At 56.9% G+C, this 12,556-nt stretch carries 12 protein-coding genes, 4 tRNA genes and 2 rRNA genes (1 of these 18 running past the window's edge); all 18 read left to right on the top strand.

Translation table 11 applies throughout. The annotated features are described in order from the left end of the window. A 23S ribosomal RNA gene (locus KU43P_RS24650) occupies positions 1 to 511 on the top strand; it begins 2,381 nt to the left of the window's first position. Between the two features lie 136 nt (positions 512 to 647). After that, positions 648 to 763 (top strand): 5S ribosomal RNA (gene rrf / locus KU43P_RS24645). A 157-nt stretch (positions 764 to 920) separates the two neighbouring features. Beyond that, on the top strand, positions 921 to 1,880 hold the full coding sequence (gene birA / locus KU43P_RS24640; RefSeq protein WP_317660063.1) for a bifunctional biotin--[acetyl-CoA-carboxylase] ligase/biotin operon repressor BirA: 960 nt from the start codon (positions 921 to 923) through the stop codon (positions 1,878 to 1,880). Beyond that, a complete protein-coding gene (locus tag KU43P_RS24635) occupies positions 1,870 to 2,619 on the top strand; it encodes a pantothenate kinase (protein ID WP_317660062.1) in 750 nt (249 codons plus the stop codon). The genes birA and KU43P_RS24635 overlap by 11 nt, the downstream gene beginning before the upstream one ends. Positions 2,620 to 2,626: 7 nt before the next feature. After that, positions 2,627 to 3,052 carry a hypothetical protein gene (locus KU43P_RS24630; protein WP_317660061.1) on the top strand — a complete coding sequence of 142 codons (426 nt, stop codon included), beginning with the start codon at positions 2,627 to 2,629 and terminating at the stop codon, positions 3,050 to 3,052. 152 nt (positions 3,053 to 3,204) lie between these two features. Continuing rightward, positions 3,205 to 3,288 (top strand) — tRNA-Tyr (locus KU43P_RS24625). A 24-nt stretch (positions 3,289 to 3,312) separates the two neighbouring features. Continuing rightward, a tRNA-Gly gene (locus tag KU43P_RS24620) sits at positions 3,313 to 3,386 on the top strand. Between the two features lie 29 nt (positions 3,387 to 3,415). Then, a tRNA-Thr gene (locus tag KU43P_RS24615) sits at positions 3,416 to 3,491 on the top strand. A 79-nt stretch (positions 3,492 to 3,570) separates the two neighbouring features. Next, positions 3,571 to 4,764: an elongation factor Tu gene (tuf, locus tag KU43P_RS24610; protein ID WP_010951775.1), complete on the top strand. Its 1,194-nt coding sequence runs from the start codon at positions 3,571 to 3,573 to the stop codon at positions 4,762 to 4,764. Positions 4,765 to 4,818: 54 nt separating this feature from the next. After that, a tRNA-Trp gene (locus tag KU43P_RS24605) sits at positions 4,819 to 4,894 on the top strand. 44 nt (positions 4,895 to 4,938) lie between these two features. Then, positions 4,939 to 5,307 (top strand): preprotein translocase subunit SecE, encoded by a 369-nt coding sequence (gene secE, locus KU43P_RS24600; RefSeq protein ID WP_008089117.1) that lies wholly within the window; start codon positions 4,939 to 4,941, stop codon positions 5,305 to 5,307. Positions 5,308 to 5,316: 9 nt separating this feature from the next. Continuing rightward, on the top strand, positions 5,317 to 5,850 hold the full coding sequence (gene nusG, locus KU43P_RS24595; protein WP_003255501.1) for a transcription termination/antitermination protein NusG: 534 nt from the start codon (positions 5,317 to 5,319) through the stop codon (positions 5,848 to 5,850). Positions 5,851 to 5,968: 118 nt separating this feature from the next. Then, entirely contained in the window at positions 5,969 to 6,400 is a 432-nt protein-coding gene (rplK, locus tag KU43P_RS24590) for a 50S ribosomal protein L11 (protein WP_003255500.1), read from the top strand. Beyond that, a complete protein-coding gene (gene rplA, locus KU43P_RS24585) occupies positions 6,400 to 7,095 on the top strand; it encodes a 50S ribosomal protein L1 (RefSeq protein WP_176518112.1) in 696 nt (231 codons plus the stop codon). The genes rplK and rplA overlap by 1 nt, the downstream gene beginning before the upstream one ends. A 197-nt stretch (positions 7,096 to 7,292) precedes the next feature. Next, positions 7,293 to 7,793 (top strand): 50S ribosomal protein L10, encoded by a 501-nt coding sequence (gene rplJ / locus KU43P_RS24580; RefSeq protein ID WP_009681245.1) that lies wholly within the window; start codon positions 7,293 to 7,295, stop codon positions 7,791 to 7,793. Between the two features lie 78 nt (positions 7,794 to 7,871). Beyond that, positions 7,872 to 8,237 carry a 50S ribosomal protein L7/L12 gene (gene rplL, locus KU43P_RS24575; protein WP_003255496.1) on the top strand — a complete coding sequence of 122 codons (366 nt, stop codon included), beginning with the start codon at positions 7,872 to 7,874 and terminating at the stop codon, positions 8,235 to 8,237. Positions 8,238 to 8,286: 49 nt separating this feature from the next. After that, positions 8,287 to 8,457 carry a hypothetical protein gene (locus KU43P_RS24570; protein ID WP_317660060.1) on the top strand — a complete coding sequence of 57 codons (171 nt, stop codon included), beginning with the start codon at positions 8,287 to 8,289 and terminating at the stop codon, positions 8,455 to 8,457. Next, positions 8,457 to 12,530 carry a DNA-directed RNA polymerase subunit beta gene (rpoB, locus tag KU43P_RS24565; RefSeq protein ID WP_317660059.1) on the top strand — a complete coding sequence of 1,358 codons (4,074 nt, stop codon included), beginning with the start codon at positions 8,457 to 8,459 and terminating at the stop codon, positions 12,528 to 12,530. The genes KU43P_RS24570 and rpoB overlap by 1 nt, the downstream gene beginning before the upstream one ends. The last annotated feature ends 26 nt before the right edge of the window (positions 12,531 to 12,556 follow it).

The raw sequence follows: 12,556 nt of genomic DNA, 5'->3' as shown, positions 1-12,556 counted from the left end.
CCGGTGGTTCTGTATGGAAGGGCCATCGCTCAACGGATAAAAGGTACTCCGGGGATAACAGGCTGATACCGCCCAAGAGTTCATATCGACGGCGGTGTTTGGCACCTCGATGTCGGCTCATCACATCCTGGGGCTGAAGCCGGTCCCAAGGGTATGGCTGTTCGCCATTTAAAGTGGTACGCGAGCTGGGTTTAGAACGTCGTGAGACAGTTCGGTCCCTATCTGCCGTGGACGTTTGAGATTTGAGAGGGGCTGCTCCTAGTACGAGAGGACCGGAGTGGACGAACCTCTGGTGTTCCGGTTGTCACGCCAGTGGCATTGCCGGGTAGCTATGTTCGGAAGAGATAACCGCTGAAAGCATCTAAGCGGGAAACTTGCCTCAAGATGAGATCTCACTGGGATCTTGAATCCCCTAAAGGGCCGTCGAAGACTACGACGTTGATAGGTTGGGTGTGTAAGCGCTGTGAGGCGTTGAGCTAACCAATACTAATTGCCCGTGAGGCTTGACCATATAACACCCAAGCAATTTGCTAGCGCAGATTGCGGTGTTGAAGACGAAACGAACCGAAAGTTCGCAAGAAACATCACAAATATCGCATATCCGAATTCGCTGGGCTGTCCATCTGGACATTCTGGCAACAGAATTTCTTGACGACCATAGAGCATTGGAACCACCTGATCCCATCCCGAACTCAGCAGTGAAACGATGCATCGCCGATGGTAGTGTGGGGTTTCCCCATGTGAGAGTAGGTCATCGTCAAGATTCATTTCGCAAAACCCCTATCTGCGCGAGCAGGTAGGGGTTTTGTCTTTCTACCTTGGAAAATCTGGCCTCTCGATACCGTTCCAGGGTGCCCTTTTCCTATGCAAGCCCACTACCCATAGCTATCATGCCAGCCTTATTCCAAGTCGAGACTGGCATGCTGAAGTTGTTGAATCTCCTCAAGGATGGCCGGTTCCACTCCGGTGAAGCCTTGGGGGCAGCCCTCGGTGTAAGTCGCAGCGCTGTCTGGAAGCAGCTGCAGCACCTGGAGAGTGAGCTGAACCTCACCATTCACAAGGTTCGCGGGCGGGGTTACCAGCTCGCAGCTCCGTTGGCTTTGCTTGATGCGCAAGCTATCACCGAGTTCGCCGAGGGTGAGCAGTGGCCCATTTTTATCCACGAAAGCATTGATTCGACCAATGCCGAGGGCCTTAGGCTTGCCGGTAATGGTCAGGCGGCGCCTTTTCTGGTGTTGGCCGAGCGCCAGAGCGCGGGGCGTGGGCGCCGCGGTCGACAGTGGGTTAGCCCCTTCGGTGAAAACCTTTATTACAGCCTAGTGATGCGCGTCGATGGAGGCATGCGTCAGCTCGAGGGGCTGAGCCTGGTGGTGGGGTTGGCGGTTATGCGCACCTTGCAGGCTTTCGGTGTAAAAGAAGCAGGGCTTAAATGGCCAAACGATGTGCTGGTGCGTGGGCGCAAGATCACCGGGATCCTGCTAGAGCTGGTGGGTGATCCGGCGGATGTCTGCCATGTCGTGCTGGGGGTTGGTATCAATGTGAACATGCAAGTCAACGAGCAGGTCGACCAGGCGTGGACTTCTATGCGACGTGAAACTGCTGCAGTCATTGATCGCAATCACCTTGTGGCGGTGCTCAGTCAGCAACTGCAGCATGAATTGGCGCGCCATCGCCGCTATGGTTTTGCCGCTTTCCAGGAAGAGTGGGAGCAGGCGCACCTCTGGCAAGGGCGTAACGTATCGCTTATCGCCGGGAGCAACACTATTGAAGGTGTGGTGCTAGGGGTGGACGGGCAGGGTGGCTTGCGTCTTGAAGTCGACGGTGTTGAAAAGAGCTTTAGTGGTGGAGAGCTCAGTTTGAGGTTGCGTGATGATTCTTGAGCTCGATTGCGGTAACAGCTTCATCAAGTGGCGAGTGATCCACGCTGGCGACGCGACCATTGTGGGCGGCGGCATCGTCGATTCGGACCAGGCGCTGGTTTCCCAGGTGAGTGCCTTGGTGTCGGTGCGCTTATCTGCTTGCCGAATCGTCAGTGTGCGTAGCGAAGATGAGACGTCGGCGCTTTGCACATTGATAGCCCAGGCTTTCGGTGTTGTAGCCAAAGTTGCACAGCCGGCTCAGGCGATGGCAGGCGTGCAGAACGGATACGAGGACTACCAGCGTCTGGGCATGGATCGCTGGCTGGCGGCGTTGGGGGCTTTCCATCTGGCCAAGCGCGCCTGTCTAGTGATCGATCTGGGCACTGCTGCCAAGGCGGATTTCATTGCTGCAGACGGTGAGCATCTGGGCGGTTACATTTGCCCTGGCATGCCGCTGATGCGTAGCCAGCTGCGCACTCATACCCGTCGCATTCGCTATGACGATGCTTCTGCCGAGCGGGCATTGGCCAGCCTTGCGCCCGGGCGTTCGACTGTCGAAGCCGTGGAGCGTGGTTGCGTGTTGATGCTCCAAGGTTTTGCCTGTGCTCAGCTTGAGCAGGCGCGTGCGCTGTGGGGTGAGGATTTCACGGTATTCCTTACCGGGGGGGATGCGCCCTTGGTGCGTGATGCGGTAACGCAAGCGCGAGTGGTTCCCGACCTGGTATTCGTTGGCCTGGCAATGGCCTGCCCATTGGACTGAGGTGCTTATGCGCTGGTTGTTTCTGCTGTTGCTGGTGCTCAATGTCTTCTATTACGTTTGGCACCAACAGGAAGCCCCGCTTAAAGCCAAGGATGTCGCCCCATTATCGCTATACAAAGGCAATCAACAAGAAATCCGCCTTTTGCGTGAAGCTGGTGTGTCGGCACCGCCCCGTCGCCGGGATGAGTGCCTGGTAGTGGGTGGCTTCGCAGAGCGCGAAAAGCTTGATGCGCTGCGTCAGCGGCTGTTGAGCCTGGATATCAGTGCCGTGCCGGTCGCCGGGCAGTTGCCGGGTGCCGACGGTGTCTGGCTGCTGATAGCTCAGGAGAGCGAGCGTTTGCTAGATCAACCCGTGCTCACTTCTCTTTCCAATGATTTCAAAGACTTAAAACATAAAATTATTTTCTGCCAGGGTATTGCAACTGGCGAATAGCTTGATAGAATGGCGCCCGCTTCACAGGGAACACCACTCAGGTGGTAGAGCTGGAAGCGGTGTCAAAGCAGCTAAGTTTCAGATTTGATTGAAAAAATTTGAAAAAACGCTTGACACTAGGACGGCAGACAAATAGAATGCCGGCCACATCTGGAGGGATTCCCGAGCGGTCAAAGGGGACGGACTGTAAATCCGTTGCGAGAGCTTCGAAGGTTCGAATCCTTCTCCCTCCACCAGTTTTAGCGAGAGCTGCAAGCTCTGCGGGTATAGTTTAGTGGTAGAACCTCAGCCTTCCAAGCTGATGATGCGGGTTCGATTCCCGCTACCCGCTCCAAGTTTGCCGGTTTTTGCACAATGTGTTTCGCTCTTGTAGCTCAGTTGGTAGAGCACACCCTTGGTAAGGGTGAGGTCAGCGGTTCAAGTCCGCTCAAGAGCTCCATATAAACAAGGCAGATATGAAAATATCTGCCTTTGTTTTATCAGCGTTGTGACTATTTCTTCTGCGGAGGATTGTATCGATGGCTAAGGAAAAGTTTGATCGTTCCCTTCCCCACGTTAACGTCGGCACTATCGGCCACGTTGACCACGGTAAGACCACTCTGACCGCAGCTCTGACTCGCGTCTGCTCCGAAGTTTTCGGTTCGGCAGTCGTTGAGTTCGACAAGATCGACTCGGCTCCGGAAGAAAAAGCGCGCGGTATCACCATCAACACCGCTCACGTCGAGTACAACTCGAACATTCGTCACTACGCTCACGTTGACTGCCCAGGTCACGCTGACTACGTGAAGAACATGATCACCGGTGCTGCCCAGATGGACGGCGCGATCCTGGTTTGCTCGGCCGCCGATGGTCCGATGCCACAAACCCGTGAGCACATCCTGCTGTCCCGTCAGGTTGGCGTTCCGTACATCGTGGTCTTCCTGAACAAGGCTGACCTGGTAGACGACGCTGAGCTGCTGGAACTGGTCGAGATGGAAGTTCGCGACCTGCTGTCCACCTACGACTTCCCAGGCGACGACACTCCGATCATCATCGGTTCGGCTCGTATGGCCCTGGAAGGCAAAGACGACAACGAAATGGGTACTACCGCTGTCAAGAAGCTGGTAGAAACTCTGGATGCCTACATCCCTGAGCCAGTTCGTGCCATCGACCAGCCGTTCCTGATGCCGATCGAAGACGTATTCTCGATCTCGGGTCGTGGTACCGTTGTTACCGGTCGTATCGAGCGTGGTATCGTCCGCGTTCAGGATCCGCTGGAAATCGTTGGTCTGCGTGACACCACCACCACCACCTGCACCGGCGTTGAGATGTTCCGCAAGCTGCTGGACGAAGGTCGTGCTGGCGAGAACTGCGGCGTCCTGCTGCGTGGTACCAAGCGTGACGACGTTGAGCGTGGCCAGGTTCTGGTCAAGCCAGGTTCGGTCAAGCCGCACACCAAGTTCACCGCAGAAGTCTACGTCCTGTCGAAGGAAGAAGGCGGCCGTCACACTCCGTTCTTCAAAGGCTACCGTCCTCAGTTCTACTTCCGTACCACTGACGTGACCGGTAACTGCGAACTGCCGGAAGGCGTTGAAATGGTAATGCCAGGTGACAACATTCAGATGACTGTCACCCTGATCAAGACCATCGCAATGGAAGACGGTCTGCGCTTCGCTATCCGTGAAGGCGGTCGTACCGTCGGCGCCGGCGTCGTAGCAAAAATTATTGAATAAGTAGTTGATTTACTTGATCAGGCCGGTATAATGGCCGGCCTGATACAGCGTTACAGGTCAGTAGCTCAATTGGCAGAGCGACGGTCTCCAAAACCGTAGGTTGGGGGTTCGATTCCCTCCTGACCTGCCATTCACCTCAGTGTGATTGGCTTTCTTCTTACAGGATCCTCCCCGATGACTCCCAAAACTGAAGCCCAAGAATCGCGTTTTGATCTGTTCAAGTGGCTGGCTGTAGTGGCTTTGGTTGTTGTTGGTGTAGTGGGTAATCAGTATTACTCCGCCTCTCCAATCCTGTACCGTGTCCTCGCACTTCTCGCCCTGGCTGCTGTCGCAGGCTTCGTTGCTCTGCAGACTGCGAAGGGTAAGTCGTTCTTTGCGTTGGCGAAGGAAGCTCGTACTGAGATCCGTAAAGTCGTGTGGCCGACCCGCCAGGAAACCACCCAGACCACGCTGATTGTCGTGGCTGTTGTGCTGGTTATGGCACTGCTGCTGTGGGGTCTTGATTCCCTGCTCGGCTGGGCGGTCTCCCTGATCGTTGGCTAAAGGTGTCCCGTGGCTAAGCGTTGGTATGTTGTGCATGCTTACTCGGGTTACGAGAAGCATGTAATGCGCTCCCTGATTGAGCGCGTCAAGCTGGCTGGCATGGAAGACGGTTTCGGCGAGATCCTGGTCCCGACCGAAGAAGTTGTTGAAATGCGCAATGGCCAGAAGCGCAAGAGTGAGCGTAAATTCTTCCCTGGCTATGTGCTGGTCCAGATGGAGATGAACGAAGGGACTTGGCACTTGGTCAAGGACACCCCTCGTGTGATGGGCTTTATCGGTGGTACTGCAGACAAGCCTGCGCCGATTACCGATAAAGAAGCTGAGGCTATCCTGCGTCGCGTTGCCGACGGCAGTGACAAGCCGAAGCCGAAGACGCTGTTCGAGCCAGGTGAAGTGGTTCGAGTCATTGATGGTCCGTTCGCTGACTTCAATGGTAGTGTCGAAGAAGTTAACTACGAAAAGAGTCGCCTTCAGGTGGCGGTGCTCATTTTCGGTCGCTCTACTCCGGTGGAGCTCGAGTTCAGCCAGGTCGAAAAGGTCTAGGCGGACGCAGCATCCCATACCCCGCAGCCCTGTGTGCTGCGGGGTTTTGTCGTCACTGGGATAAAACGCAAGTAATCCGGGGAGCCTATGGCGTTCGTACCCGATATTGGAGTAGCTCATGGCTAAGAAGATTCAGGCTTACATCAAGCTGCAAGTTAAGGCCGGCCAGGCCAACCCAAGCCCACCCGTTGGTCCAGCACTGGGTCAACATGGTGTGAACATCATGGAGTTCTGCAAGGCCTTCAACGCCCGTACTCAGGGTCAAGAAGCCGGTCTGCCGACTCCTGTGATCATCACTGTCTACAGCGACCGTAGCTTCACTTTCGAGACCAAGAGCACCCCTGCCTCGGTTCTGCTGAAGAAAGCTGCTGGCCTGACCAGTGGTTCGGCTCGTCCGAACACCGTCAAAGTCGGTACCGTTACCCGTGCTCAGCTGGAAGATATCGCCAAAGCTAAACAGGCTGATCTGACCGCTGCTGACCTGGACGCTGCTGTACGCACCATCGCTGGCTCTGCCCGCAGCATGGGCCTGAACGTGGAGGGTGTGTAATGGCTAAGCTGACCAAGCGCCAAAAGGCCATCGCTTCGAAAATCGAAGCTGGCAAAGTTTACAATTTCGAAGAAGCCGCCGTGCTGCTGGCTGAACTGTCCACCGTGAAGTTCAGCGAATCCTTCGACGTTGCCGTCAACCTCGGCGTTGACCCACGTAAATCCGATCAGGTCGTTCGTAGCGCTACCGTGCTGCCACACGGCACTGGCAAGACCGTACGTGTTGCTGTCTTCACCCAGGGTCCAGCTGCTGAGGCCGCTCTGGCTGCCGGCGCTGACCGCGTAGGTATGGACGATCTGGCTGCCGAAATGAAAGGCGGCGACCTGAACTATGACGTCGTCATCGCATCGCCTGATGCAATGCGCGTTGTTGGTCAGCTGGGTCAGGTTCTGGGTCCTCGCGGCCTGATGCCTAACCCTAAAGTAGGTACCGTGACTCCAGACGTAGCCGGCGCTGTCAAAAACGCCAAGGCTGGTCAGGTTCGCTACCGTACCGACAAGAACGGTATCATCCACACCTCCGTTGGCAAGGTCGGCTTCGAAGCTGGCAAGCTGAAGGAAAACGTTGAAGCCCTGATCGCTGATCTGAAGCGTATCAAGCCAGCTTCCTCGAAAGGTATCTACGTCAAGCGCGTTACCCTGAGCACCACCATGGGCCCAGGTCTGGTCATCGATCAGAGCTCGCTGAACGCGTAAGACGATGGTGGCGCGACATGTCGTGCCACCAGCAAAAATTGGGGTCCCTGCCTGGCGGGGGCTATCCAAGACCGTAGGCGGCGCAAGCCTTAAACCTCAAGCCTACGCAGATGGTGCTCCCGATTCGTTACCGAATCAGACACCAAAACGACATCCGGCTTCGGCTGGATGAAACGGTAAAAACCAGGAGTAAACCCGTGGCAATTAAACTCGAAGACAAGAAGGCCATCGTCGCTGAAGTCAACGAGGCTGCCAAAGTCGCTCTGTCCGCTGTCGTGGCTGATGCCCGTGGTGTGACTGTAGGCGCAATGACCGGACTCCGTAAAGAGGCCCGCGAAGCTGGCGTATACGTACGTGTCGTACGTAACACCCTGCTCAAGCGCGCAGTTGAAGGCACCGAATTTTCGATCCTCAACGACGCGTTCAAAGGCCCGACCCTGATTGCATTCTCCAACGAACACCCGGGCGCTGCTGCTCGTCTGTTCAAAGAGTTCGCCAAGGGTCAGGACAAGTTCGAGATCAAGGCAGCTGCGTTTGACGGCAATTTCATTGCAGCGAACCAGATCGACGTGTTGGCTACCCTGCCGACCCGCGACGAAGCTATTGCGAAACTGATGAGCGTGATCCAAGGCGCTACCAGCAAGCTGGCTCGTACTCTGGCAGCCATTCGCGACCAGAAAGAAGCTACCGCTGCCTAAGGCACGCGAAACTCTTTCAAAATCATACGTTTAATTTGATGGCTGCGTAGGCTGTCACCCCAATACAGGATTTAAGTCATGTCTCTGACTAACGAACAAATCATCGAAGCAATCGGCCAGAAAACCGTTCTGGAAGTTGTTGAGCTGATCAAAGCTATGGAAGAAACCTTCGGCGTTACCGCTGCTGTTGCCGCTGCTGGCCCAGCTGCTGCTGCTGCCGTTGTTGAAGAGCAGACCGAGTTCAACGTTGTTCTGGTTGAAGCCGGCGACAAGAAAGTGAACGTGATCAAAGCCGTTCGCGAGCTGACCGGTCTGGGCCTGAAAGAAGCCAAAGAGAAAGTCGATGGCGCTCCTCAGGTTGTAGCTGAAGGCGTTTCGAAAGAAGCCGCTGAAGACGCTAAGAAGAAGCTGGAAGAAGCAGGCGCTAAAGTCGAGCTGAAGTAATCTCGACCTTGCGACGCCAGCCGGAGCGTTGAGCGAAGGCTGATGGCTGGTGGCTTATGCCACCGGCCTTTTTCCGTTATTGGTGGTCGACCAGATCGGCCCCGATAACAAGCTGCAAGACACCCATGTGGGTGGCGCAAACCAAGGGGTTTGCACGATTTTCTGGCTGCTCCCGCCGGGAGAAGCCAAACAAGCAGGTGACCAAGCTGGGGAACGCTGATGGCTTACTCATACACTGAGAAAAAACGTATCCGCAAGGACTTTAGCAAGTTGCCGGACGTCATGGATGTGCCTTACCTCCTGGCCATCCAGCTGGATTCGTATCGCGAATTCCTGCAAGCGGGAGCATCCAAGGATCAGTTCCGCGACGTCGGCCTGCACGCGGCCTTCAAGTCGGTATTCCCGATCATCAGCTACTCCGGCAATGCTGCCCTGGAGTACGTAGGCTATCGCCTGGGCGAACCAGCCTTCGATGTGAAGGAATGTGTCCTGCGTGGCGTGACCTTCGCGGTCCCACTGCGGGTCAAGGTGCGCCTGATCATCTTCGACAAGGAATCGTCGAACAAAGCGATCAAGGACATCAAAGAGCAAGAAGTCTACATGGGTGAAATCCCCCTGATGACTGAGAACGGTACCTTCGTTATCAACGGTACCGAGCGTGTAATCGTTTCCCAGCTGCACCGTTCGCCTGGTGTATTCTTCGACCACGACCGTGGCAAGACTCACAGCTCGGGCAAACTGCTGTACTCCGCTCGCATCATTCCGTACCGCGGTTCGTGGCTGGACTTCGAGTTCGACCCGAAGGACTGCGTGTTCGTGCGTATCGACCGTCGCCGCAAACTGCCGGCCTCGGTACTGCTGCGCGCGCTGGGCTACAGCACCGAAGAAGTTCTGAACACCTTCTACACCACCAACGTGTTCCACATTTCCGGCGAAAAACTCAGCCTGGAACTGGTGCCTCAGCGTCTGCGTGGTGAAGTTGCGGTCATGGACATCCATGACGGCAGCGGCAAGGTCATCGTCGAGCAAGGCCGCCGTATCACCGCGCGCCATGTCAACCAGCTCGAGAAGGCCGGTGTCAACCAACTGGACGTTCCAATGGAATACGTCCTGGGTCGCACCACTGCCAAGGCCATCGTGCATCCTGCAACCGGCGAGATCCTGGCCGAGTGCAACACCGAGCTGACCACCGAGCTGCTGATCAAGATCGCCAAGGCTCAGGTTGTTCGCATCGAGACCCTGTACACCAACGACATCGACTGCGGTCCGTTCATCTCGGATACCCTGAAGATCGACACCACCAGCAACCAACTGGAAGCGCTGGTCGAGATCTACCGCATGATGCGCCCAGGCGAGCCGCCAACCAAGGATGCCGCCGAGACCCTGTTCAATAACCTGTTCTTCAGTGCCGAGCGTTACGACCTGTCCGCCGTTGGCCGCATGAAGTTCAACCGTCGTATCGGTCGCACCGAGATCGAAGGTTCGGGCGTTCTGAGCAAGGAAGATATCGTCGAGGTCCTCAAGACCCTGGTCGACATCCGTAACGGCAAAGGCATCGTCGACGACATCGACCACCTGGGTAACCGTCGCGTACGTTGCGTTGGCGAGATGGCCGAGAACCAGTTCCGCGTTGGCCTGGTGCGTGTCGAGCGCGCGGTCAAAGAGCGCCTGTCGATGGCCGAAAGCGAAGGCCTGATGCCGCAAGACCTGATCAACGCCAAGCCGGTTGCGGCGGCGGTGAAAGAGTTCTTCGGTTCCAGCCAGCTCTCGCAGTTCATGGACCAGAACAACCCGCTCTCCGAGATCACCCACAAGCGCCGTGTCTCCGCACTCGGCCCGGGCGGTCTGACCCGTGAGCGTGCAGGCTTCGAGGTTCGTGACGTACACCCGACCCACTACGGCCGTGTGTGCCCGATCGAGACTCCTGAAGGTCCGAACATCGGTCTGATCAACTCCCTGGCAGCCTATGCCCGCACCAACCAGTACGGCTTCCTGGAAAGCCCGTACCGCGTTGTGAAGGAAGGCGTGGTCAGCGACGACATCGTGTTCCTGTCGGCGATCGAAGAAGCCGATCACGTCATCGCCCAGGCTTCGGCCGCGATGAACGACAAGAAGCAGCTGATCGATGAGTTGGTAGCGGTTCGTCACCTGAACGAGTTCACCGTCAAGGCGCCGGAAGACGTCACTCTCATGGACGTTTCGCCGAAGCAGGTTGTTTCCGTCGCTGCCTCGCTGATTCCGTTCCTCGAGCACGACGACGCCAACCGTGCACTCATGGGTTCGAACATGCAGCGTCAGGCTGTACCAACCCTGCGCGCCGACAAGCCGCTGGTAGGTACCGGCATGGAGCGCAACGTTGCCCGTGACTCCGGTGTCTGCGTGGTTGCTCGCCGCGGTGGTGTGATCGACTCGGTCGACGCCAGCCGTATCGTTGTTCGCGTAGCTGACGACGAAGTCGAGACCGGTGAAGCCGGTGTCGATATCTACAACCTGACCAAGTACACCCGCTCCAACCAGAACACCTGCATCAACCAGCGTCCGCTGGTGAGCAAAGGTGACAAGGTTGCACGCGGCGACATCATGGCCGACGGCCCGTCCACCGACATGGGTGAGCTGGCACTGGGTCAGAACATGCGCATCGCGTTCATGGCGTGGAACGGCTTCAACTTCGAAGACTCCATCTGCCTGTCCGAGCGTGTGGTTCAGGAAGACCGCTTCACCACCATCCACATCCAGGAACTGACCTGTGTGGCGCGTGACACCAAGCTTGGCCCAGAGGAAATCACTGCGGACATCCCGAACGTGGGTGAAGCCGCTCTGAACAAGCTGGACGAAGCCGGTATCGTCTACGTAGGTGCCGAAGTGGGCGCTGGCGACATCCTGGTCGGCAAGGTCACGCCAAAAGGCGAAACCCAGCTGACCCCGGAAGAAAAACTGCTGCGCGCAATCTTCGGTGAGAAGGCCAGCGACGTTAAGGACACCTCCCTGCGCGTGCCGACCGGCACCAAGGGTACCGTCATCGACGTACAGGTCTTCACCCGTGATGGTGTCGAGCGCGACAGCCGCGCCCTGGCCATCGAGAAGATGCAGCTGGACGAGATCCGCAAGGACCTCAACGAAGAGTTCCGCATCGTCGAAGGTGCAACCTTCGAGCGTCTGCGTTCTGCCCTGAACGGCCAGGTGGTCGACGGTGGCGCGGGCCTGAAGAAAGGCACCGTGATCACTGACGAAGTGCTGGACGGTCTGGAGCACGGCCAGTGGTTCAAACTGCGCATGGCCGAAGATGCACTGAACGAGCAGCTGGAAAAGGCTCAGCAGTACATCGTCGATCGTCGCCGTCTGCTGGACGACAAGTTCGAAGACAAGAAGCGCAAGCTGCAGCAGGGCGATGACCTGGCTCCAGGCGTACTGAAGATCGTCAAGGTCTACCTGGCAATCCGCCGTCGCATCCAGCCGGGTGACAAGATGGCCGGTCGTCACGGTAACAAGGGTGTCGTCTCGGTGATCATGCCGGTCGAAGACATGCCGCACGACGCCAACGGTACTCCGGTCGACGTCGTACTGAACCCGCTGGGCGTACCTTCGCGTATGAACGTCGGTCAGATTCTCGAAACCCACCTGGGCCTCGCGGCCAAGGGCCTGGGCGAGAAAATCGACCGCATGATCGAAGAGCAGCGTAAAGCCGCTGAACTGCGTGGCTTCCTCACCGAGATCTACAACGAGATCGGTGGTCGTCAGGAGAACCTGGAAGAGTTCACCGACGAAGAGATCCTCGCCCTGGCCAACAACTTGAAGAAAGGCGTGCCTATGGCTACTCCGGTCTTCGACGGTGCCAAGGAGCGCGAGATCAAGGCCATGCTGAAGCTGGCCGACCTGCCAGAGAGCGGCCAGATGGTGCTGTTCGATGGTCGCACCGGCAACAAGTTCGAGCGTCCTGTGACCGTTGGTTACATGTACATGCTCAAGCTGAACCACTTGGTGGACGACAAGATGCACGCGCGTTCCACTGGTTCGTACAGCCTGGTCACCCAGCAGCCGCTGGGTGGTAAGGCGCAGTTCGGTGGTCAGCGTTTCGGAGAGATGGAAGTGTGGGCGCTGGAAGCATACGGCGCGGCATACACCCTGCAAGAAATGCTCACAGTGAAGTCGGACGACGTGAACGGCCGTACCAAGATGTACAAGAACATCGTGGATGGCGATCACCGTATGGAGCCGGGCATGCCCGAGTCCTTCAACGTGTTGATCAAAGAGATCCGTTCGCTCGGTATCGATATCGATCTGGAAACCGAATAACACGTGACGCGAAGGGGAGTGGGGCA

The organism is Pseudomonas sp. KU43P, assembly GCF_033095865.1.
Taxonomy (GTDB): domain Bacteria; phylum Pseudomonadota; class Gammaproteobacteria; order Pseudomonadales; family Pseudomonadaceae; genus Aquipseudomonas.
Note: the sequence above shows the minus strand (reverse complement) of the source record. Positions and strands in the feature narration are given on the sequence as shown.

Coding starts and splice junctions, on each gene's coding strand:
- rplK (WP_003255500.1), top strand. CDS start 5,969: ATGGCTAAGAAGATTCAGGCTTACATCAAGCTGCAAGTTAAGGCCGGC.
- rpoB (WP_317660059.1), top strand. CDS start 8,457: ATGGCTTACTCATACACTGAGAAAAAACGTATCCGCAAGGACTTTAGC.
- rplL (WP_003255496.1), top strand. CDS start 7,872: ATGTCTCTGACTAACGAACAAATCATCGAAGCAATCGGCCAGAAAACC.
- secE (WP_008089117.1), top strand. CDS start 4,939: ATGACTCCCAAAACTGAAGCCCAAGAATCGCGTTTTGATCTGTTCAAG.
- KU43P_RS24630 (WP_317660061.1), top strand. CDS start 2,627: ATGCGCTGGTTGTTTCTGCTGTTGCTGGTGCTCAATGTCTTCTATTAC.
- tuf (WP_010951775.1), top strand. CDS start 3,571: ATGGCTAAGGAAAAGTTTGATCGTTCCCTTCCCCACGTTAACGTCGGC.
- KU43P_RS24635 (WP_317660062.1), top strand. CDS start 1,870: ATGATTCTTGAGCTCGATTGCGGTAACAGCTTCATCAAGTGGCGAGTG.
- birA (WP_317660063.1), top strand. CDS start 921: ATGCTGAAGTTGTTGAATCTCCTCAAGGATGGCCGGTTCCACTCCGGT.
- rplA (WP_176518112.1), top strand. CDS start 6,400: ATGGCTAAGCTGACCAAGCGCCAAAAGGCCATCGCTTCGAAAATCGAA.